Raw genomic sequence first — 21,699 nt, 5'->3', positions numbered from 1 at the left:
GGGCATTTTAGATTGCTTTGGTTGGGCTGATTTATGCATATTCATGTATAAGTGCTAACAGAAACGCTATGCATAAATCATCCGCGCAATCACCTCTGATGACAAAGAAGACGCGAACATTAACTGGTTTGCCACGGACAGCAACGGCCATATCCTGCACGTAGCGTCCGGCGGCGGGATATTGCCGGAGTCGGTGGCGGCTTCGTATGACGTACCGTAGTAAAGTTGACTTACCTATGTGCTTCTACTACCCTATAAAAGCAAAAGGGCCCGTTAGTAACGGGCCCTTTTGCTTTTATGGCAGAAGGCTTAGTTCAGCCGCCACTTATAAAATGCAGTTGGTAGCTATGCTTCTAAATCGTTATCCATTCGCCATCGGCTGGCACGTGTACTTGATTCATTAAACCGTTTTGCTTTACTAGCTTTTGGATGGTAGCCCGGCCTTCGGTACAGTGGTTGACGGTTTCGGTATGGATGGCATACACCGTGGCTTGCGGCGCATATTGCGCTACTTTCACTACCTCGGCGGCCGTCATCGTGATGGGGTCGCCTACTAAGAACTGAGCCGCACCAGCATTCAGCACGATGGCATTAGGCTGGTAGTGGTCGAGGGCGGCACTTACTTCTTCGCACCAGATGGTGTCGCCGGCAATGTAGAGGCGCGCTTGCTCGGCCTCCACCACGAAGCCTGAAACAGTGCCCATCTGCTGCCCGATTTCGCCGGTACCGTGCTGGCCGCCGGTGCGGTATAGCCGGATGCCTTCCCAGTCGAGTTGGTTTTCAATCGGCTGCACGTTCGTGAAGCCTTGGGCTCGTAGCGTTTCTGTATCGGCTGGCTGCGACAGGATGGGCAAGTGTTTATCGAGGAGTTCTTGCGTGGTGGCATCCCAGTGGTCGGGGTGCGTATGGGTGATCAGCACGGCATCGAGCGAGGCCAGCAACTGGGGTAACTCGTCGGAGGCGAAAGGCAGGTCTACCAGCGGGATACGCTGGTCGTTGCCGGCAGACATAGGCACTGGGTCGTACTGGAAGCGGGGCGCCAGCATAGGATCTACCAGGATGGTTTTGCCGGCCACCTTCAGCAGCAGCGTGGCATGACGAATTAATTGAACTTGCATTGAAAAAGCGGGTTAAGCATTACCTTGATTAGATGCCGCCATTGTTCTCGACAGCTAGCATCCTCTAGGTCAAAAGTACCCCTACCCTACTGCGGGCTCAAGAAGGTTACCTGCTGGTTACCTGTTCACCTTTTCGTTTTGCCCATGCGTCATACCTACCACGACATCGAATGCTGCGCCGCCAAAGTGGCTCTCGACCAGATTTCGGGCAAATGGAAGCCGATTATCCTGTTTCACTTGTCGTCGGGCCCGCTGCGGTTCACCGAGTTGTGGCGCGAAATTCCGCGCGTGTCGAAGAAGGTGATGCTGGAACAATTGCGTCAGTTGGAAGCAGCCACGCTGGTTGAGCGCACCGTACACAACGGCTTTCCGCCCGAAGTCACCTACCACCTTTCCAGCAAAGGCCAGGAGCTAGCCCCCATTCTACAGCAATTAGAGCAATGGGCGCTAACGCACATAGAAGGCGTAGTACAGATTTCCTGATGGTGCTCCTAGCGGCGGATGAAGTGCTGCCCAGCAAGAACAGCCCGGAGACAATACCCGTAATTGGCTAGCCTTGCAAGGGTATCAATCAACTCAGATTTTCATGCGCATCGACGAAATAGACCAAGAAGACGCCGACATTGACTGGTTTGCCACCGATGGCAACGGCCATATCCTGCACGTAGCATCCGGTGGTGGGATATTGCCCGAATCGGTGGCGGCTTCGCAGGAGGTGCTGCTGGAACTGCACCAGTATTTCCTGACGCTCCCAGAACTTGAGGTAGCGGAAATAGCAAATGGGGAGGACGAGGCAAGCAGCTACCAGGGCTTTGCTCGCTACGCCCGGCGCGGGCTGTTTTCGTTCGAGAAAACCCGCCTGCACGAGCGGGCCGACACGCGCTACCACTTGGTGGCCCGGCCGCTTCGCCCACTGCTGGTGGCGGAATTGCCGCAGAACATAGCGCAGCTACTGAGCAGGACCTTGCTCCCAGGCATCGTAGCGGAACAGACTGCCCTTGATAGTGCCACCATCTTGTAAACTTGAAGCCGGTCTGCCCCACAACGGGCCGGTTCTGCTTTTGCTGGTTGCTGCATTGGGGCCAACCCTGCGGCCCTAGTTACCGGCTGGCCAGCTGCTTTCCACCACTTCCGCTTGAATTGGCCGGAAAGAAACCTGCTCCTGCACATCGACCAACTCGGTGGCGCCGGCTTTGCCCCGTAGCTGGTGGCTGCCGAGTAGTGTGAAATGGTATTCCGGATGCGCTCCTATCTGCTGATGTAGGCTGGCCGAAATCAGGAACTTGCTACCCAGCGCATTGCACTGTGCCTGAATGCGAGCTGTGGTGTTGAGCACGTCGCCGTGGTAGACCAACTCGCGGTGCGCCGTGCCAACTAGCACCGTAGTGACGCGCCCGCCGTGGGCGCCGGCCTTAAACTCGGGCACCACTCCGTATTTGCGCAAGTAGTGGCCGCGGCGCTCTTCAATGCGGTGCTGCATCTTGAACAAGCAGTGCAGGCAGTTGGCATGTGCCAGACCCAGCTTAGACGGCCAGGTCACCACTACTTCGTCGCCGACGTATTGGTACACCTCGCCCCGGGTAGCCTCAATAGCCACGCTGACGTCGGAAAAGAAGTCGCGCACTAAGCGGCTATACTGGTCATTGCCGAGGGTTTCCGCCAGGCGGGTCGAGCCCTTCAAGTCTACGAACAGGAATATACGGTCTTCGGTTACAGGCTGCTGATAGTGGCCCGCCAGCAGCTGCACCAAGCGCCGCCGGTCCATGCGCAATAGCAGTTGGCGCAACAGCGTCGTCACGAAACCCGCAAACAGGTAAATCATGAACACTCGCAGCATGTTCTGCACTGGGCCGGGGGTCTTGCCCGTGGGCGGTATCCAAAGCTGGGGCAAATCGAGCAGGTGGGCCACCCACATAATAGCACCGTAGAACACGCTCAGTAATAGCAAATGGGCCAAGCCTTGCAGCAGCGTAGCCAGGTGTAGCTTCAGGCGCTGCACTAGGGCCGGAAATACTACCGCTTCCAACACGCCCAGAATCAGCCCGATTGGGAAGCCCACTAGCGCCAGGAGCAACAGTGCCTGCCGGGGCACCCACAGCAGCAGGGCCATGGCTTCGAGTACCCCAACAAACACCACCCCAATACTACCAACCGTTTGGAAGACATGGCGTCGCGTGGCCCAAAAACGGGCTCTACGTGCGGCAGAAACACTGGTAGTAGACATAGCAAAGCTAGATTAATCTACAGCGGGGCATCCAACACCGCTACTTATTAAGACGAAATTATACCTCGAATACTTGGTATATCAATAAATGTGGATGTAAAAGCAAACAACCCGCCCCATCCGAACACGGACGAGGCGGGTTGTTTGTTTACAAGCTTAAGAGCTTAGCTGCGGCGGCCAGAGTCCCGGCGGTCGTTGCTGCGCTCATTGTCGCGCCGGTCGCCCTGGCGGTCGGCCATCTGGCGCTGGCGCTCCTGGCGCTTGGCCTCGAACTGGGCGTACTGCTTTTTCGACAGCACATTCTTGAGCTTTTTGTTGGTGCTTTCGTGGATGCGCTTGGCCTCGGCCATACCTTGGCTGCGGTCGTTGCCGGAGCGGCTGCGCAGGGCTTGCATCTGCTGCTGTTGCTCCTGGAATATCTTCTCGACTTTGGATTTCTGCTTGCTGCTCAAACCGAGTTCTTGGGTTATCTCGTCGATGTGGCGCTGCTGGTTTTGGGCGCTTCGCTGGCCTTTGAGGCGGTCTTTATCAGGATCCTGGCGCTGCTCCTGGCCGATTGTGGCCGTGGAAGCGGCAAAGGAGCCGTTAGCGAACGAGGCACCAAGACTGAGAATAAGGGCGAAACTAAAAAGTTGCTTTTTCATGGTAGAAGGGAATTGAAGTCTGTTTTGAAGGAGTGCAGAACGTTGTGTTCTGTCTGCCTTTATTCAAACCCAATGCCCTTTTGCAGCAGCGCCGGTGATCTTCCACCAATCACCCGAAAGAATCGACCAACTGCCAGCTTGGTTCGACCTTTCGCTTTGAGCGTATCCAGGATCTGCCTTCCCGAGGCAGCAACCGGAGGACCTTCTCACGTCAGCACAAGACGTTGTTGCACCTCTCGTTCAGTAGGCAGCAGGTTCTTCGCCAGGGCACGCTAGATTCAAAGCAATAAAGCATGGCTTTTAACGGTGTCCTAAGAGACAGCCACGGATAGCCAGGCCAGGCAAATGAAACCGAGGCTTCAAACAAACGCCCGCGCCGCTCATAGGAACGGCGCGGGCGTTGCGGTTTCTTAAGTGTTGAAGCTTAAAGAATTACTGGGGCAGTGGACGCTGGCAGCGGAATTACCTCCTGGTGAGTGGCCACAGGATGGTGGTCTTCGAGGTGAGGCGGGGTTGTTCCGTTGCTGTGGGTGGTAGCGGCCGTTTCCTGGGCTTTGTTGGTGCGGCGCTTGCCGAGCAGCCACCAAGTGGTAGCGGCCGTAGCGGCAGCCATCAAGGTACTTTTCAACACGGGGTGGCGGTTGGCGCGGGTGTAGAGGCTGGTTTTCATAACGTAGCCGGGGTGGTCGCCGTGGGCGTGCCCGTCTTCGCCGGCATAGTGCAAGGCGCCCTGGGGGTTGCGGGGCTGCTCGTCGCGCTTTTGCTCTTTCACCATCATGCCCTCGTTGAGCTTGTCCATTACGCGGGGGATGTGCTTGTTGAAGGTGCTCATCACTTTTCCACCCCCACCGATGTAGATGTCGCGCTCGGGGTGCACGGCGGCATACAAAATGGCGTTGGCCACTTCCTCGGGCTCGTAGACGGGCGGCGGCAGCTTCGGCTCTTTGTCCATGTAGTTGCGGGCGTGCTGCGGGAAAGGCGTGTTGATGGCGGCCGGCTTAATGAGCGTCACTGAGATGGGGGCGCCTTCTTCCTCCAACTCCATGCGCAACGCATCGGTGAAGCCTTTGATGGCGTGCTTGCTGGCGCAGTACATGCCTTGCAGCGGAAACGCCATGTCGGAGGCGACGCTGCCCACGTTGATGATGGCGCCCCCGCGTTGTTTGAGGTGGCGGGCGGCCACCAACGAGCCGTAGGTCAGGCCCCAAAAGTTGGTTTCGAAGAGCCGGCGGTTGTCTTCGTCGCTCACCTCTTCCAAGCGGCCCCAGATGGAAACACCCGCGTCGTTGACCCAGGTATCGAAGCCGCCGAAATGCTGTATGGCCGTTTCGGCAATGCGGTCAATGTCTTCGCGGTTCGCTACGTCGGCGGCTACGGCCACTACGTGCGCACCCTGGCCCTGAAGAAGCTGCTCGATGTGGTGCAACTCGGTTTCGTTGCGAGCAGCTAGCACGAGCTGCGCGCCTTTTTTGGCCGCCATCCGGGCCGTAGCCAAGCCGATGCCGCTACTGGCGCCGGTAATAACAATGGTTTGTTGCTTTAGGGGCTTGAGATTAGGAGTCATTCTCTTGTTTGTTTAGCTAGTAAAACCACACTTTCCGTCTGTATCCTCGCTCCCAGCCTACTAGGCTGCTACCAAAGCGAGGTTGTTGCGCTACTGTTGCCGGTAGCCAGCCAAGACCAGTACATACGCAGGGCTAGCAGCGAGGATATAGTCCAGGTAGAGGTAATAGCTGAGCTTCAACGATTTACAATGCGCTGACTTTATCTGCTTTCTGCTTCTGAAGCGTTGCTTTTGCTTTCGTTTGCTGAACTGCCATGTAGCTGTCCTTGAGAGCAGAGCGAGACCCTTCTGCCGCATGAAAAGCCGCAGCAACAATCGTCGTTCCAGCAGGGGAAAGCCCCGAGTAGCACCCGCCAGAGCACCGAGCACATGCTAAGCAGCATCAACACATACCCGCATGTAGGCCAGGATGCCTGAATCTTAATCCGGCAAGAGCGCATTTTACGGCAACCTTTACCTCCCTGATGAACTATGATTGCCTGGCAAAGCCAAAGCAGACCAATCCGTAGCTTCTATCAAAACACTTATCCTATGCCGTTACAGCCGGAATCGTCGCTGCATTTCGTTGGTCCTACCGTTGTACTTTTTGATTTAGACGATACGCTCTTCGATCATGCCAATACCGCGCGAGCGGCTTTGGCTATCACCACGGCGGGGCTGCCGGAGTTTCAGGAAGTGGATTTGGAGGCATTATACCAGCAGTATAGCGCCATACTCGAAGAAATGCACCCGCAAGTGCTGGCCGGGCGGTATTCCTATGAGGAAGCGCGCCGCTTGCGTTTTCAGCGGCTGCTCGCGCCGTACGGGTTAGGCGCCACGAATGCCGAGGCCGAGCAATTTGCGCATCGGCACTACGGCCACTACCAACGTCTGCGCCGGCCTGTACCGGGTGCCTTGCCGCTGTTGGAAGCCCTGAAGCCCCACTACCGGATTGGAATAGTCACCAACAACCGCACCTCCGAGCAAAAAGAAAAGCTGACGCAGCTAGGCATGAGTCACTTAATCGATGCCCTTATCACGTCGGAAGATGTGGGCGTGACGAAACCCAACCCGCGCATTTATCAGGTAGCCCTGGAGCGCCTGCATGGTAGCCCCGCCGAGACGGTCATGGTGGGCGACAACTGGCTGGCCGACGTGGTAGGGGCATTAGAGGCCGGTATTCGCCCCCTGTGGCTGAACCGTTTTGCCAGCACCCGCGCCCTACCCCACGTCGACGAAATCACGAGTCTGGAGCCACTGCCCGACGTTTTATTGAAAATCACCGGGCAAGCATCTCTAGAAATCAACCAAAACGCTTTAGTATCAAGCTAGTAAAATCAGCAAGCTAGTTCCTCTCTCTACGTGATGTTGCGCATCTAAATAAGGTTTAGGGGTGGTTTACCATCGTTGACCCTCAATCGTCTGTCACCCTTGATATAGCGTCCGCTTGCGAAGGACCTTATGGGATTAGAACGAGTCGTTGTGACATTCACCGTCCACGCGTGAGAAGGTTCTTCGCAAGCGGACGCTATATCAAGGGTGAGACTAGCTTGCCAGTTCCAAAGGAATAGCTGTTTTCTTTCTATGCCTTCTGCTTTGCGAAAAGGCAGCCCCACATTTCCTTGTCTTACGTATCCTAAGGTGTCCTTTCCAACTCCCTTTCTCATGAGCAGAGACACTTTTTCCACTGGCCCCTCGGGCGTATACACCCAAATAAAGCAAGACGGGCAAATTGTGACGGTTGTGAAATTGCAAGACGGGCTGCCGAATGCTACGCCGGAGCTGCGGCAGCAACTTATGCAGCAGCTGAACCTAAGTGCCAACGACTTGCTGCTCGTGTTGCGCTCTGATGGCCGCGAGCCAGATCAGGGTACCGCGCAAGACTTGTACGACCAATATCTTTCTACCAATACCGCCGCCGTGGCCGACGTAACCTGGCAGCCTATTCCCTAAAACGCTCTGTAAGGCTTCAGCACAAATGCTTATTTCGTGGGAGTAGATTTCGTAGTTCAATTCTGTATTGCTTGAACTATCACGCAGTTGATCCTAACAAAGAGCGCAAGTACGGCCACTTTATGCGAGTCCGGCTACCGCGCAAAATAAAGCCCGCCGGCCACCACTGATAGGGCCGACGGGCTTTGCTAGGAAAAAAAGTAATGCTGCGAGGTTTGTGTTTTATACTGCTGGCGCCATACGGTTGCCACGCAGCAACCCGTCGATGCTCCAAACCCCGGGGCCGTGCGCCCAGATGTAGAGAAACACGAAGCAGTACACGACGGCCGGCTCGCCTTGGTTGAGAATGGGCAACAAGCCATTAGAGGCGTGGGCCATAAAATAGGCCACGGCCATGGTGCCGCTAGCTATAAACGCCGCGGGGCGCGTCAACAAACCAAGCGCAATCAGCAAGCCACCGGCAAACTCAATAATACCAGCAGCGCCCATTAGAGAGGCTAACTCCACTGGCGGCTTGTCGCCGGGAACACCAAACAGCTTTTGGCTGCCGTGCATGGCAAAAAGTACGCCTACCACAATGCGCAGCAGAGCAAATGCATAGGGGGCGAAGCGGGCGACGGAATTGTTCATGACTACAAGTAGCTAAAGTTTGCTTTACAGATTATAGAGCGTTATTACTCTTGGGGCAGCAGGTTCAAGGCCACTTCGTTGCCTTGCTGAACAGCCAAGTCGCGGGCCGTGAGGCCCCGCACGTCGCGCAGGGTGGTATCGGCGCCGGCCTGAAGCAGAACGGGCACCATGTCGTGGCGGCCAAAGAGAGTGGCAAACATGAGGGCCGTGCCCTCGTTGCCGTTGCGGGCGTTGAGGTCGGCGCCGTGCTCGATGAGTAGCTGCGCAATTTCGGGGTAGCCTTTGAAGCTGACGCCCATCAGGGCGGTGTTGCCGCTGGCATCGTGCACGTTGGGGTTAGCGCCGGCTTCGAGTAGCAAGCGAGTGGCTTCGAGGTGGCCGTCGTAGGCGGCAATGATGAGGGCAGTGAAGCCTTTGCCATCCTGCGTGTTTACGTCGACGCCCTCGGCGAGCAACGCCTTGAGCGTATCTACATTGCCACGGCGGGCGGCGTCAAACAACAGGTCTTCGGGACGGGAGGAAGTGAAATCCATGTACGAGCGGAAAAGGTTTCTATCAGTGATTCGCGGATAATACGGTAACCGTCAGAAATTGATTAGTTCCCTAGCATTGCCCGCGGCTTGTTGGAAAAAGAACAACTCGACCAGACAAATCCGGTGTTTGCGCGTTTAGGCAGTGGTTTATCACTACACTTAGTTTCCACATGGATCTGCAACTCACCCATAAAGTAGCGTTAATTACGGGTTCTACGGCCGGCATCGGGCTGGCTATTGCGCGCCGCTTAGCGGCCGAGGGCGCCGAAATCATTTTGACGGGCCGCACGGAAGCGCGTTTGCAAGAAGCTCAGGCCGCCATTCTGGCCGAAACCCCTAACGCCACGGTGCGCGGCGTCGCCGTCGATTTCAGCCGGGCCGAGCAGGTTGATTACTTGCTACTCCAAGTGCCCGCGGTGGATATTCTAATCAACAACGTGGGCATTTTCGAGCCCAAGCCGTTCGCCGAAATACCGGACGAAGACTGGCTGCGGTTTTTCGAGGTGAACGTGCTGAGCGGCGTGCGGCTTTCGCGCCAGTATTTCCCGCAGATGCTAAAAAAGAACTGGGGCCGCATCTTGTTTATCTCCAGCGAATCGGCCCTCCAGATTCCGGAGGAAATGATTCACTACGGCACCACCAAAACCGCGCAGCTCGCCGTAGCCCGCGGCTTAGCCGAACTCACCAAAGGCACTCAGGTAACCGTTAATGCGGTGCTGCCCGGCCCGACGGCCTCGGAGGGAGTAGAGGATTTCCTGCAAAAGATGTCGGCCGAAGGCAAGAGCCGAGAGGAAGCCGAGCACGAGTTTTTCCAGAATGCTCGCCCCTCTTCCCTGCTCCAGCGTTTCGCCACCACCGACGAAGTAGCCAATATGGTAGCCTACCTGGCCAGCCCCCTGGCTTCCGCCACCAACGGCGCCTCCGTCCGCGTAGATGGCGGCGTGATACGCAGCATCGGGTAGGCACACTTTGCTTACCCCATTCTTATATGGTGCTGTTTAGAGCTTCGCACTAAACTCCTGGTTACCAGCCCTGCTGAGCGCAGTGCAACCAGGCCGATAGTAGGACTGGTAACGGGCAGAAAGAATCTAAAGCAGCTTCATTCAATAAATAAGAATGAGCACCACAGCCACTATCCACAACAGCATACCTACTACGGCGGTATTGACGCGCACTTCGGCGGGGCGCTTGGGCAGAACCCCCACTACAGCCACGCCCAGCAGCACCAGGGGCAGCAAGGCCAGCGGCCCGCTATAGACACCCCCGCCATACGGCTCGAAGGGCGCCGGCCCATCGGGGGAGGTCGGTGAGCTGACTTTGCGGACCACCCGGAGCAGCGGCGTGCGCCAAACCGTCACGAGCTGGCCCTCGCGGGCCCGGTGGGCAATAGCGCTGGGTAGCCGGAACTTGGTGTTTGGCGTGAAGATGTCGTAGGCCATCTGCGGATTGGAGGCCGACACACTAATGGATAGTATGTGGCGGCCGAGCACGGGTTCGTTGGCGTATTCACGCAGGGGCAGCGCCCAATCGAGGGCCAGGAGCAGGCAGAACGCCAGCAGCGCCCAATTCACCCACCGGGCCTTGGGAGCAGCCCGCGCCAATAGCACCTTGGTTGGATCGGGGGGGCGGGGGGGCAGCGCGAAAGACTCGGGCTCCTGCTGCATCAGCCGGTCGTAGGCCCAGCGCCGGCGCGGGTCGGCCAGGATTTGGTAGCCGGCATACGCCGCTTGGAGCCGGTCGTTGAGGGCCGGATCGACGATGGCGCGACGGTAGATGCGGGCGTGCATCTGCCTGTACGCCCGCTCGATTTCAGCTACCGAAGCCGTGTTCGGAACGCCGAGGATATAATAGTAATTCTGCATAAAGTGTAGCTATCCATCCGGAGTCATAAAGTAAGATGAAACCCTCTCAATGGCAACACTTTATTCTGGTATTACGGTTTCTTAAACCTTGTTTGCGAGTCTTCGAGAAGGCCATGCATTGGGCAGGCAACCCCACGGCCCGCCAGCGGCTAGTTGATAGCACAATTGCGTTGAAGCACCCATGCAAAGAGCGAATTGTTGACTTCAACCCGTTATTCTTCGGTTAGATATCTGGTGCATGTGACGAATAATTATCTTCCAGAGAACCAGCCTGGCAAAGTAGGATGTGGCGGCCTACGCTCTGGCATTTTGTCTACGTCGCCCCTACCCTACCGCGCGTACAAGCCGCCGGCGCAGCCAGCGCCAGCGTGCCGCCCGCACGACCAGGTCCACCAGCCAGGGTTTGCCGGCCAGAAAACGCATCAAGCGGTAGCGTTGAGCTAATTCTCGCCCTATGCGTTGCTTTATTTGCTGCGCGTAGCTTGCCAAGAAGTCTGCATCGAAGCGCTGGGCTTGAAAGCAGGCTACCACCTGGGCGGCGGCTAGAATCCCGCTATGTACCGCTTTGTCGATGCCGTGTCCCTGCAACGGGTCGATGAGGGCGGCGGCGTCGCCGCATAGCAACGTGCGGAGGCCGTGCACGGGCCGGTTGCTGCCGCCGAGTGGCAGGCCGAAGCCGGTGATGGACGTAAGGGCCTCGGCTTTGGCGAAGCGCGGAGCCAGATGCGGGTGAGTGGCTAGTAGTTCGCTCAGTTCGTGTCTGAGGTTGAGGCGCCGAGCGGCTACTTCCTCGGAAAGCATCCCGAAGCCTACGTTGTACACCCCGCCGCCCACCGGAAACACCCAGCAGTAGCCAGCTCGGTATTCGCGCAAAAAGTAGAAATCAGAAGTGTCTTCGGGTGCGTCGGCGACTTCCTTGTAATAGGCGCGCACGGCGGCGCAGTGGTAGGCTCGGTCGAGTGCAGTTGGTGGCCCCAGAGAGCGGGCTACCACCGAGTTGGCCCCGTCGCAGCCGATAACGAGGGCGGCACGGAGTGGCCGCTGGGTTGAATCGGTGGGTGTGAGTGTAATGCCGTGTTCATCGGTTTGCAGGCTGCAAATGGCGTAGCCTTCCAGTAGCTCAGTGGCCGTATGTCGGCGCACCAAGGTTAGTAGGGCCTCGTCGAAATGCAGGCGTGGGCTATTGAAAGCGGGATTATGCCAGGCGATGCGCAGTTCCTCGCCACTCGGGGCCAATAGACGGCTATGCGTGGTGGGTGCTCGGTGCAGAGCTAGTAGCGCGTGTAGTTCTGTGGCGTAGCTGGGGTCGAGGCACGCAAGCAACTTGAGGGTCGGGCTCGGTATGGCGTCACCGCAGATTTTGTCGCGCGGAAACCGGGCTTTGTCTACCAGTGCTACGCGCCGGCCACTGTGGCGCAAGGCCAGCGCGCAAGCAGTGCCCGCCGGCCCGGCTCCTACAATAACAACGTCGTATTCGGTGGTAACGGGCACAGATGAAGGTAACGCGCCGCAGCGGCTTGTGACTTGGTTGTGGCTCGCTCTCAGCTAGTGGTGACTTCCCTGTGACAGCGCCTTTCCTTGGTGCTACACCTCAATTGCTTCCTGCAAATACTCGCAGAAAGGCTGCATGGCGCGGAAGGTAGTGGGCACGTACGCATCCAGATCGAGCTTACGAGCCGTAGCGTCGGGGACGGAATGGCTTACAATAAAACTTTTGTGCTTCAGCAACTCGATTTCGGGATGTTCGGTGGAGTAGCCGGCGGGCGCCTTTTTCAACCGGTCGCCTTCCACCCCCGCGAAGTACTGGCGGAAACCAGGAGTTTGCAGCAGCGTGTGAAGCGCCGACGCGTTGTAGTCGATTTCCTGCCGGATACGAGCCAGTTGCTCTTTGTCGGGCTCATAGAGTCCGCCGGCCAGTAGGGTTTGCCCATTAGGGCCTAGCTGCACGTAGTAGCCGGGGTTGTTGCTGGCTTTGCCACCCCCAGAAAAGTAAGCGCTGAAATGGGTTTTGTAGGGCCGCTTGTCGCGGGAGAAACGCACGTCGCGGTAGATCCGGAAGATGCACTTCTTGGGTTCCAAGCCCACCAAAGCCGGGTTGTGCGTGGTCATCTGCTTCAGCCAGCGCCCCACGGCCGCCTCAAATTCCTGCCGCAACTGGTCGTACGTGGCTTTATGAGCCTGAAACCATTCCCGTTCGTTGTGCTGACTAAGTTCGGCAAGGAAATCGAAGAGTTGTGGTGTGTTCATAAGGGTAATTGGCAGACGGGAATAGGGCCGCGAGTATAAAGTAAACCGAGCATACCTGTCGGCTACTGTTGTTTGGCTTGCCGCATTTCCTGCTGCCGCATGGGCATCACATCAATGGTCGAAAACAACGAGGCTGGCGTTACAGGCTCGGTTTCGCGACGTTTGGCGCCCCCGTCCTTCCCGATTAGCACCGCAGTAAAATTAGCAGGTGCAACGCGCAGGGTTTCGGTTAGGTACTTCTTGTCGGCGGACGAGAGTTGGGTGAGTAGGACCTCGTGCACCAGCAGGTCGCGGGCGGCGAGGTCGGCACGGGCGGGTGCCAGCAGTTGGCGTTGGCGCAGCAAGGTGGCATCGGTGGCCGTAGGCGCGCAAAGCAGCAACACCCGTTTCTGCCAACGGCTGGCTTTCAGCAATGCGGTTACGGAGCTTTTAACAGTGGTTGCTTGGGCCCTCACCGTAATAGAAGGCAAAACCAAGCTCCCTAAAACAAGCAGCCAGCGAAAGGAAATAAAGCGCATAACAAAGTAAGGCCAGAGGTGAGTTATGCATTTAACGGGCAACCAGGTTGAAAAGACGGGTTGCATCCTGGTCGGGAGGAAGTAGTGCAGCCATAGGGCAGAGTTGCCGGGGCGCTACTGCCGCACTTATGCCCTAGAACGACAAGCAGTCAAGAACAACCAGCACACCGCCTGAGCTTTCTAATACCTTCCTAGGCCTGTTGTGGTTTTCGCTGCGACGCGAACACACTGCCGACATACTTCCGCGCCGCTACTTAACGCCCTGTGCCTATACTATAGATAGGCACCTCCTGCGTTGTGGGACTTCTTGCATGCAACTGTTTCTCAGGGTCAACACTCCTATCCTTACTTTTTCTTGCCTTATCTACGTTTGATATGTCGGTCGTTTCTATTTTTCCCCGAGTAAGCTGCGCGGTTAGCCTGATTGTATTGGCTGCTTTACCTGTAGTAGCCCAAACCCCAGATTCAACTTCTACTGGTTACTTGACTCGTCCCAATAGGTCCGGTACGCTCATCAAACTCGGAACCGGCCTTACTCGCGGCTTGGAATACTACGGCTATTCTCGTGCGTTCTTCGTCCCGCTAGTAGTTAGTGTCGAGCACCATGTTACCCCTGCTGTTTCGGTGTTCGTCAATGGGCTCAGCAGCTTCAACGTGGGCCGCCGCTACCGTTACTACGATAACTCACGCGCCTCTATTCTCGGCAACTTCGGATTTGATGCTGGCGCGCGCTACTATTACAACCAGGAAAAACGCCGCCGCAAAGGCCGGGCTGCGGGGCCGTTCGTAGGCAACTACCTAGCTCTACAAACTTCCTCTGTTTTCAACTACACTTATTACAATTCCTACTTGCATTCAACCCTAACTGCGGTTTGGGGGATGCAGCGCCGCATTGGCAAGTATGGCTGGTTTGACGCTTACATTGGCGCAGGCGTAGGCCGCCAATCAGCCTACTACAATAGCATCAATCGTGTTGGTTTAGTACCTGAAATCGGTATCAAGTTCGGCTTAGGCAGTTGTCTTACGCGCCAAGTGAACTGAAGCCCTCCAGGCTGGCACTGCCTTGTTGTATAGTGTTATTTTGTTAGGACTTCAACTGTTCTGCTTAACTGGCTTTGGTTGGTAGAGCACCTGCCAGCTCTGGCAGCAACACTGATTCCAGCCACTCGAACACGGCTTGGTAAGCCGCCGCCCGTGCCGGCGGCGCCGACAGAAACAGGTCGTGAATGCCGCCTTCTATAGCCTTCACCGTCACCTTGTTCCCGAGCCGTGGACTAAGCTGGCGGATATGGGCTACATCGAGCACGATATCAGCGCGGTGAAAATCGTCGGACCACTTCCGGCCCGAGGCGGTGCGGCCGGCGTGCAGCACCAGCACCGGCACTGGCAGATTCAGGCCGCGCCGCACCTGCCGGTGCCCGGCCCGGATAGCACGCAACCAGCCGGCATTGATATGAAACACCTGATTGGGCTTCCAGGCGAGGTCGTAGTCCCACTGCCCCCGGTAGGCCCGGTGCAAGCTTTGGCCGTAGGTATCGGAGAGGCTGGCGGGCAGCTTCAAATCGGGCAGTAACGCTCCCAACCGGGTTACCAGCGGAACGCCCAGCTTTCGATACCACGGCTGAAACAAATCGAAAAACGGGCTATTTAGTACCAGTGCCGCTAATTCCGGGGTGAGCCGAGCCTTGGCATAAAGTGAGACAATCAGTCCGCCCGTAGAATGGCCACTAAGCACGAACGTGGTGCTGCCCTCAGCCCGGATGACGGCTAGGGCCGCATCTAAATCGTCGTAATACTCAACTAAGTCGCGGACGTTGTTGGGGCGCTGGTGCCGTAAGAGGGCCCGGCCGTACTTGCGCAAATCGAGGGCGTAGAAGCGGAAGCCGTGCGCGGCGTATTCGGCGGCCATGTCGCGCTGAAAAAAGTAGTCGTTGAAGCCGTGGACGTACAGTACTGCCCGCGTGGCTACCGCCGACTTCCGGTAGCGCACCAGCGTAGCCCGCACCGCGCCCTCGTAGTCGATGGGCTGAGGCAGATGGCGCAACTCGAAATCAGGGCCAAGCGGGTCGGGTAAGTAGGTAGCAGGATCGGGGTCGGGGGAAGAAGCCATGGAAAAGGATACGGAAATAACAGGAAAAGGCTAGGGTACAGCCAAGCAAGATTCCTCGCATAACCTGAGGTCTTCCTCGGCTTGAATCTGCTAGCTTCTCCCCAACTACCACTGCTAGCAGCGTTTTGGAAGCCTGCCTAACTAGCCTGCTGGTTCTTCCGACGCGGCCAACCAGCGGGCTAGTTAGATAATCTGCTTATGCCACAGGCCATCTATATACTTCCCGCTATACTAAGTTATACTTAGCATCCGTTGAACAAACAAGAGAAGCTGGCCGGCATTTTGCACTGTTCTACTGACGAGCTTCCTCTACTATCTTCCTTATGCGATTCCTTGCCCTGCTGGCCGCGGTCCTGCTGCTAACTTTATATGCCCGTTCTGCTTCGCCCCTAACCATGGCCATTGATCCTGATCCGGCCTTTCGCGCCCAACAACAACAATATCCGCGCGTGCAAGATGCTTACGCCACCCATGAAGCCGACCTACACGCGCTGCTGCGGCGAAATGGTATTCAGGCGGGACGACTCGAGTTATATCTACGGGCTTTCAAGGTGGGCCGGCGGCTGGAAGTCTGGGGCCGCGAACAAGACACCGGCGAATTTGTACTATTGCGCACATATGCCCTAGCAGGCACTTCGGGCACCCTTGGTCCCAAGCGCCAAGCCGGCGACAAACAGGTGCCCGAAGGCTTCTACTTCATCAACCGCTTCAACCCCGTCAGCAACTACCACCTGTCGCTCGGCCTCGACTATCCCAACACCGCCGACTTACGCCACGCTGCCCCCAACCCTGGCGGCGACATTTTCATCCACGGCTCCGATACGTCGGTTGGCTGCCTGCCCATCACCGACGCTGGCATTCGGGAGCTGTACGTGTTGGCTGTAGAAGCCCGCAGTGCCGGCCAGACCAGCATTGCCGTGCATATTTTTCCATTTGAAATGACCACTGAAAACTTGGCCCGCCGTGTAGCCAGCCCGCATAGCAGCTTTTGGCAAGGCTTGGTGGCCGGCTACCAGTATTTCGAAGATCACCACCGGCTTCCCTCCGTGCGCGTAGATGCGCGCGGCGCGTACGCAGTGGAGTAGCCTGTGATGGCGAGGCCACAGCCAGTAGCTACAACCATTCGGGGTACCTTGCCCTCATGCCGGCTCCTCTTACCCCCAACGATTTTCCTATTCCGAAGAACTTACGCGACTCCGCAGTACTGGTGCCTATTTTTCAAGATGCCGCCGGGGAGTTACACGTCGTGATGGTCCGCCGCAGTAGTTTTGGTGTTCATGGCGGGCAACTGGCTTTCCCGGGTGGCAAGCACGAACCCACCGATGCGTCGTTGCTGGCTACTGCCTTGCGCGAGGCAGAGGAAGAAGTGGGCCTAGCTCCGACCGACGTGGAAGTATTGGCTGCTCTACCCACCGTAGATGTACCTAGCGGCTACCGGATTGCGCCTTTTCTGGCCCAGATTCGGCGGCCGCAGGTGTGGCAGTGGCAGCCGCGCGAAGTGGAGGAAGTGCTGGAAATCCCGCTCCGCCGCCTCGCCGACCCCGCCCAACACGCCGAAGAAGACTGGCAACTCCCCGGCTGGCCCGGCCCGCGGCGCGTGGCCTTCTACCGCATTGCCGGGGGCCATAAACTGTGGGGCGCCAGCTACCGCATCATCACGCCCCTCCTTCAGCCCTTGCTCGATGGCGAATTTGTAAAGTAGTGAAGTTGTAAAGGCGTGTCATTGCGAGGACGCAGGACGACGCAATCCGTCCTCTATAAACTGAAAACTTAGAAAGGCGACAAGCCCTTGACGACTGTACAAGCGTTAAGGGCTTGTCTATTTAGAAAATGTGAGTCTTAGAAAGGACGGATTGCGTCGTCCTGCGTCCTCGCAATGACACAAGCTCACAACCGCACCATAATCTGGCACGAATTGCGTTAGTGTGCTGCTGTTATCTTTCGACCATGAAAAAACTTTTTTTCCTGCTTTTTACGCTCTTGCCAGCAGCAGTTTGGGCCCAAGGCGAGCAAAGTATCTGGTATTTTGGACAACAGGCCGGCTTAAGCTTTCCGGTAGGTGGTGGCGCCCCGACGCCGCTGCTCAACAGCAAAATGACCACCTACGAGGGCTCGGCGGTGGCTACCAACGCCCAAGGTCAGCTGCTGTTCTATACCAACGGCGAGAACATCTTCAACCGCCAGCACACCATCATGCCCAATGGCCGCAACCTGACCGGCTCCAGCGCCAGCACCCAAAGCGCCCTCATCGTACCCGATCCTGGTAGCGGCAACGTGTTCTACGTGTTTACGGTAGGCGCCCAAGGTGGAAAAGAAGGGTTACGCTACTCGGTAGTGGACATGACCCGCGACAACGGCCTCGGCGACGTGCCCCGCGCCAACATCTTGCTTATCTCGCCCGTGGCGGAGAAGTTGAGCGCCGTGCGCCACCAGAATGGCCGCGACGTATGGGTGGTGGCCCACCGCTGGAACTCCAACGCCTTCGTGAGCTACCTCGTCACGGCTGACGGGGTGCAGGGCAAGCCGATTTTGAGCAACGTGGGCGGCATGCACGCCGGCCCCGGCCGCAATGCCATCGGCGCCATGAAGATCTCGCCCGATGGCCGCAAAATAGCCGTGGCCGTGTGGCGCGAAGCCAACCGCTACGAGGTGTTCGACTTCGACCGCAACACGGGCTTAGTGAAGAATCCGAAAGTATTCTCGCCTTACCCGGAGGCGTACGGCATCGAATTCTCACCCGATGGCACCAAGCTCTACGGCTCCAGCAACGGCGAAGGCGGCGGCCAGGCTCAGATTTTTCAGTTCGACCTGAAAACCGGCAAAGTAGCCGTTATCGGCAAATCGGCCAACCGTAAAGTAGGCCAGTTGCAACGCGCCCCCGACGGCAAAATCTACGTAGCCCGCGAAGACAATCCTTTCCTGGGTTTCATCACCAACCCCAACGGCGACGCTGCCACCGCCAAATACGTGGACGACGGCCTAAAGCTAGGTGGCCGCCGCGGCAAACTCGGCCTCCCCAACTTCATCACCGAACCAGGAAAGTAGGCGAGATAATGAAGTTGTAAACAGATGTCATTGCTTCATTCCTCGCAATAACATCTGTTTACAATCTTACCGCTTCACTCTCTCGTGCCTTTGCCTATTCTCAAGCGGAGGAAGCCGAGGGCGATGGAGCCGTAGGGGTTGTCGTCGTCGGTGAGGAGGCCTTGCAGGTCGCGGGTGCTGAAGCCGAACTCGTAAGCGGTAGTAGCAATGGCGAAGCCGACCGGGAAGCCGGTTTTGTAGCCCGCCCCCCGGCTGATGCCGGTGCTGAGCCGAATCCATTTCAGCGGTTTCACGTCGATACCTAGCCCGTAGAACGTATCGGGAATGTTGCCGGCTACATGGTTGAGAGGCTGGGTTACGTCAATACCGACTTCCAGGCGGGTTCCTACTTTGAGGCCGATGCCGGCGCGGAGCTTGGTGGGCAACTGGGCGCGGTGCTTTTGGGCGGGCTTGTACTGGAGCAGGCTGTCGGTGCCGTTGGCGAAAAGGTCGGCTAGCTCGGTCACGAACTCGTAGCTGTTGACTCCGCTGGTGCGAAGGCGCCGCAGCTTCTGGTCATTGGCCGTGAGCAGGTTGCCTTCCCAGTTCATGCTGCCCAGATCGGTTACTGATACGCCGGCGCGCAGCATCTTTCCTACTTCGGCGGCTAAGCCCACATCGAAGCCATTGCCGCGGCCCACGGGTTGCAGCAGCTTGTCGGTGTCTTGGCGCCGGTTGAACGACGGGTTGTTGGCAATCTTGCCGTAATCGACATCGAATTGGGGAGAGAGGGCGGTGTAAGCTTCCAGTTTGCCGTTTTCCGAACGAATATCAACCACGCCCATTCCCTGAATGTAGCGGTAGCCTACTCCACCCGCCAGCTTGACGCCGAGCAGTGTTAGGATGTTGCGGCCGTACGCCACGTTGTACTCGTTGTAGGCGGCCAGTTGCACGGCGGTGCCGTCCATTACTTCCGAGATAAGCGGGACCGTTGCGGGGTTGAAAGTGGTGGGGTAGATGGGGGCGTCTTTGCCCAGAAACAGCAACTCCGCAGTGTTTTTGTTGAGAGCCAGGTGCCCGGTCACCCGCTGCCGCACATTGAACGCGAAGCTGCCTACCACCGGCAGTACCACCGACAAGGCCACGGGCGTGGCATCTACGCTTAGATTAAGCGTGTTGTCGGAGGTGAAGGCACGGGCCAACTCCAGCTTTTCGGCGCGGGAGAGTTCGTCGCCGGAATGCTTCACAAACTTCTCTAGTTGCGGGCGGGTCAGGGACTGTGACCCCACGCCTACCCCGAATTCCCCGATGGTTAGCGCTACCCGCGCATTCCCGCTTCGCCCCAAATTGGCCGGGTTGATGCCAATGGCTTGGTAGTCGGTCACGAACGTGTTGGAGACACCGCCCCGGGCCACGTTCGAGAAGTTGCTCATGTCGGTTTGGGCCTGAGCAGCATCTATTCCCAATGCACAAAACGCCAGAAAAAAGGAAAAGGGGGTAGAAATCCTCATAGAACTGAGCAAAGAAAAATTGTGAATAAATTTATAGCAAATAGAATCATCTCTATACACCTCCACAATACCTACTTCTAGGTATTTTTCGCGCTCAGCTAGCCTCGTAGTTGCCTTTTACTCTGATTAATAGGAATAAAAAAGGCCCAACCACGCTCACCGCGGCTGGACCTTTTCATCTTTGCAGCTACCTAAGAATTCGGCCGGATACTCCGAAACGTTACGCTCTATCAACTATCTGCTTGAAATTCACTTAGCAGGCTGTTTGCCTGGCCTTCTATTGCGTCTTGCCCCCAAACTTGAAGCGCAGGAAACCGGCCGCTACCGATATATACGGGTTTTTGTCAGCTAGCAGGCCCACTACGTCGCGGGTGCTGATACCGCCTTCGTACACGCTAGTTGCAATAGTAAGCCCCAACGGTATGTTCAGGCCGTAGCCCGCCCCGCCCGATACGCCGCTGCTGAGGCGCAACCAACTTAGGGGCTTGTAGTCAAGGCCCGCGCCAACGAGGGGAGACGTCAGGTTGCCGGCCACATTGTTGAGGGGGAGCGTCACGTCGAGGCCGGTTTCGAAAAACTCGCTGATGCGGAAGCCTGCCCCCGCCCGCAACTTGGTAGGCAAGTTGGCTTTACGGTCTTGGCCGGTCTGATATTGAAACAAGCTGTCGGTGCCGGAGGCAAAGATTTCGGCGGCTTCTTTGAAAAAATCGTAGCTCCCGACGCCGGCGGACTTGAGGCGTTTCAGCTTTTGGTCGTTGGCCGTGAGCAGGTTGCCTTCCCAAGTCATGCTGCCCATATCCGTAACGGCTACCCCGAGGCGCACGAGCTTCCCTACTTCCGCCGATAAGCCCAAGTCAAAGCCGTTGCCTTGGCCTACAGGCTGCAAGCCGTTGGTGCGGGCTTCGAAGTTGAAGTTCGGGTCGGAGGTTAAACTGCCGTAGTTGATATCGAAAACCGCCGACAGGGAGCTGTAGGCTTGCAAGTCGCCGGGCTTCACGCGCACGTCCACGATGCCCACCCCCTGAATGTAGCGGTAGCCCGCCCCGGCCGAAAGCTGAAACAACGGCAAGTCAACTAGCCGCTTGCCCCAAGCAATGTTGAACTCGTTGAGGGCTGAAAACTGAAACTGCGTGCCATCCAGGGCCTCCGACACCAGCGGAATGTTGCTGGCACTGGCCGTCGCGTAAATGGGGGCGTCTTTGCCTAAAAACAGTAACTCGGCCGCGTTCTTGTTTAGTTCGACGTGACCGACGGACCGAATTCGGTTGCTGATGGCAATGCCCCCTAAAGCCGGTATCTGCACGGCCAGCCCAAGGGTGGTTGCGTCGGCATTCAGGTTGAGGGCATTGTCGGATGTGAAACCACGGGCTAGTTCCTGTTTCTCGGTTAGCGTCAGCTCGTCGTTGGTGTTGTACACAAACTTGCGCAACTGGTCGCGGGTGAGCGACTGCGAGCTAACCCCGGCTCCGACTTCGCCAATCGTAAACGCGAACCGGGCCCCGCCGACCCGGCCCAGGTTAGCCGGGTTGATACCAATGGCTTGATAGTCGGTGGCGAAAGTGGTGGCCACACCACCGCGGCCAGTTGCAGTGAAATTGCTTATCTCGCTTTGAGCCTGCAACGAAAGAGCACTTCCCAGTAGCCCGGCGGCCAGAAAGAAGGAGCGGGTCTTGTTCACGGCACCGAGCATTTGCGTAGAGTTTACCATAGCAGAAGAACAACCGATTTCGTCAAATGTACTATTATGGGCTAGTTTGCAAGCGCATTCCGCTGCTACTATAG

The 21,699-nt window shown here is 57.2% G+C and carries 22 protein-coding genes; 9 read left to right on the top strand and 13 right to left on the bottom strand.

Annotation, left to right across the window (positions count from 1 at the left end; translation table 11 throughout):
• Positions 1-353 precede the first annotated feature (353 nt).
• Positions 354-1,118, bottom strand: a complete 765-nt coding sequence (locus ACFE7X_RS10875) for an MBL fold metallo-hydrolase (protein WP_375435689.1) — start codon at positions 1,116-1,118, stop codon at positions 354-356.
• Positions 1,119-1,262: 144 nt separating this feature from the next.
• Here ACFE7X_RS10875 and ACFE7X_RS10870 point away from each other — a divergent pair, with 144 nt between their 5' ends.
• On the top strand, positions 1,263-1,601 hold the full coding sequence (locus ACFE7X_RS10870; RefSeq protein ID WP_375435688.1) for a winged helix-turn-helix transcriptional regulator: 339 nt from the start codon (positions 1,263-1,265) through the stop codon (positions 1,599-1,601).
• A gap of 103 nt (positions 1,602-1,704) precedes the next feature.
• Entirely contained in the window at positions 1,705-2,139 is a 435-nt protein-coding gene (locus ACFE7X_RS10865; RefSeq protein WP_375435687.1) for a hypothetical protein, read from the top strand.
• A 75-nt stretch (positions 2,140-2,214) separates the two neighbouring features.
• On the opposite strand, the gene ACFE7X_RS10860 is transcribed toward ACFE7X_RS10865, so the two are convergent.
• The 3 genes from ACFE7X_RS10860 to ACFE7X_RS10850 all read right to left on the bottom strand — a co-directional run bounded on the left by ACFE7X_RS10860 (position 2,215) and on the right by ACFE7X_RS10850 (position 5,550).
• On the bottom strand, positions 2,215-3,342 hold the full coding sequence (locus ACFE7X_RS10860; RefSeq protein WP_375435686.1) for an adenylate/guanylate cyclase domain-containing protein: 1,128 nt from the start codon (positions 3,340-3,342) through the stop codon (positions 2,215-2,217).
• A gap of 164 nt (positions 3,343-3,506) precedes the next feature.
• Positions 3,507-3,986 carry a hypothetical protein gene (locus ACFE7X_RS10855; RefSeq protein ID WP_375435685.1) on the bottom strand — a complete coding sequence of 160 codons (480 nt, stop codon included), beginning with the start codon at positions 3,984-3,986 and terminating at the stop codon, positions 3,507-3,509.
• A 424-nt stretch (positions 3,987-4,410) separates the two neighbouring features.
• Positions 4,411-5,550, bottom strand: coding sequence for an SDR family oxidoreductase (locus tag ACFE7X_RS10850; protein WP_375435684.1), 1,140 nt, complete (start codon positions 5,548-5,550; stop codon positions 4,411-4,413).
• 531 nt (positions 5,551-6,081) lie between these two features.
• Between ACFE7X_RS10850 and ACFE7X_RS10845 the strand changes: the two genes are divergently transcribed.
• The gene (locus tag ACFE7X_RS10845; protein WP_375435683.1) at positions 6,082-6,861 is read left to right on the top strand and encodes an HAD family hydrolase; all 780 of its coding nucleotides are present in this window, start codon (positions 6,082-6,084) and stop codon (positions 6,859-6,861) included.
• 333 nt (positions 6,862-7,194) lie between these two features.
• Positions 7,195-7,482, top strand: coding sequence for a hypothetical protein (locus tag ACFE7X_RS10840; RefSeq protein WP_375435682.1), 288 nt, complete (start codon positions 7,195-7,197; stop codon positions 7,480-7,482).
• 222 nt (positions 7,483-7,704) lie between these two features.
• Here the strand turns inward: ACFE7X_RS10840 and ACFE7X_RS10835 are convergent, their stop codons facing one another.
• Positions 7,705-8,112 carry a DoxX family protein gene (locus tag ACFE7X_RS10835; protein ID WP_375435681.1) on the bottom strand — a complete coding sequence of 136 codons (408 nt, stop codon included), beginning with the start codon at positions 8,110-8,112 and terminating at the stop codon, positions 7,705-7,707.
• A gap of 44 nt (positions 8,113-8,156) precedes the next feature.
• Positions 8,157-8,645: an ankyrin repeat domain-containing protein gene (locus tag ACFE7X_RS10830; protein ID WP_375435680.1), complete on the bottom strand. Its 489-nt coding sequence runs from the start codon at positions 8,643-8,645 to the stop codon at positions 8,157-8,159.
• 170 nt (positions 8,646-8,815) lie between these two features.
• Between ACFE7X_RS10830 and ACFE7X_RS10825 the strand changes: the two genes are divergently transcribed.
• Entirely contained in the window at positions 8,816-9,607 is a 792-nt protein-coding gene (locus tag ACFE7X_RS10825; protein ID WP_375435679.1) for an SDR family NAD(P)-dependent oxidoreductase, read from the top strand.
• Between the two features lie 141 nt (positions 9,608-9,748).
• Here ACFE7X_RS10825 and ACFE7X_RS10820 read toward each other — a convergent pair whose 3' ends face one another.
• The 4 genes from ACFE7X_RS10820 to ACFE7X_RS10805 form a co-directional block, all read right to left on the bottom strand.
• On the bottom strand, positions 9,749-10,507 hold the full coding sequence (locus tag ACFE7X_RS10820; RefSeq protein WP_375435678.1) for a J domain-containing protein: 759 nt from the start codon (positions 10,505-10,507) through the stop codon (positions 9,749-9,751).
• Positions 10,508-10,831: 324 nt separating this feature from the next.
• Positions 10,832-11,998 carry a geranylgeranyl reductase family protein gene (locus ACFE7X_RS10815; RefSeq protein WP_375435677.1) on the bottom strand — a complete coding sequence of 389 codons (1,167 nt, stop codon included), beginning with the start codon at positions 11,996-11,998 and terminating at the stop codon, positions 10,832-10,834.
• Between the two features lie 93 nt (positions 11,999-12,091).
• A complete protein-coding gene (locus ACFE7X_RS10810) occupies positions 12,092-12,754 on the bottom strand; it encodes a DUF2461 domain-containing protein (protein ID WP_375435676.1) in 663 nt (220 codons plus the stop codon).
• Positions 12,755-12,816: 62 nt separating this feature from the next.
• On the bottom strand, positions 12,817-13,272 hold the full coding sequence (locus ACFE7X_RS10805) for a DUF4174 domain-containing protein (RefSeq protein WP_375435675.1): 456 nt from the start codon (positions 13,270-13,272) through the stop codon (positions 12,817-12,819).
• A gap of 375 nt (positions 13,273-13,647) precedes the next feature.
• Between ACFE7X_RS10805 and ACFE7X_RS10800 the strand changes: the two genes are divergently transcribed.
• Positions 13,648-14,313 carry a hypothetical protein gene (locus ACFE7X_RS10800; protein ID WP_375435674.1) on the top strand — a complete coding sequence of 222 codons (666 nt, stop codon included), beginning with the start codon at positions 13,648-13,650 and terminating at the stop codon, positions 14,311-14,313.
• A 64-nt stretch (positions 14,314-14,377) separates the two neighbouring features.
• On the opposite strand, the gene ACFE7X_RS10795 is transcribed toward ACFE7X_RS10800, so the two are convergent.
• Positions 14,378-15,382: an alpha/beta hydrolase gene (locus ACFE7X_RS10795; protein ID WP_375435673.1), complete on the bottom strand. Its 1,005-nt coding sequence runs from the start codon at positions 15,380-15,382 to the stop codon at positions 14,378-14,380.
• A gap of 323 nt (positions 15,383-15,705) precedes the next feature.
• Between ACFE7X_RS10795 and ACFE7X_RS10790 the strand changes: the two genes are divergently transcribed.
• From ACFE7X_RS10790 to ACFE7X_RS10780, 3 genes are all read left to right on the top strand, one after another.
• Entirely contained in the window at positions 15,706-16,467 is a 762-nt protein-coding gene (locus ACFE7X_RS10790; RefSeq protein ID WP_375435672.1) for a murein L,D-transpeptidase family protein, read from the top strand.
• A gap of 56 nt (positions 16,468-16,523) precedes the next feature.
• Positions 16,524-17,084 (top strand): NUDIX hydrolase, encoded by a 561-nt coding sequence (locus ACFE7X_RS10785; RefSeq protein ID WP_375435671.1) that lies wholly within the window; start codon positions 16,524-16,526, stop codon positions 17,082-17,084.
• Between the two features lie 245 nt (positions 17,085-17,329).
• Complete coding sequence (locus ACFE7X_RS10780; protein ID WP_375435670.1) at positions 17,330-18,427, top strand: TolB family protein; 1,098 nt, start codon at positions 17,330-17,332, stop codon at positions 18,425-18,427.
• A gap of 74 nt (positions 18,428-18,501) precedes the next feature.
• On the opposite strand, the gene ACFE7X_RS10775 is transcribed toward ACFE7X_RS10780, so the two are convergent.
• Both ACFE7X_RS10775 and ACFE7X_RS10770 read right to left on the bottom strand, forming a co-directional pair.
• Positions 18,502-19,917: a DUF5723 family protein gene (locus ACFE7X_RS10775; protein ID WP_375435669.1), complete on the bottom strand. Its 1,416-nt coding sequence runs from the start codon at positions 19,915-19,917 to the stop codon at positions 18,502-18,504.
• A gap of 277 nt (positions 19,918-20,194) precedes the next feature.
• Entirely contained in the window at positions 20,195-21,625 is a 1,431-nt protein-coding gene (locus ACFE7X_RS10770) for a DUF5723 family protein (protein WP_375435668.1), read from the bottom strand.
• Between the last annotated feature and the right edge of the window lie 74 nt (positions 21,626-21,699).

The organism is uncultured Hymenobacter sp., assembly GCF_964242765.1.
In the GTDB taxonomy this organism is placed as follows: Bacteria; Bacteroidota; Bacteroidia; order Cytophagales; family Hymenobacteraceae; genus Hymenobacter.
Note: the sequence above shows the minus strand (reverse complement) of the source record. Positions and strands in the feature narration are given on the sequence as shown.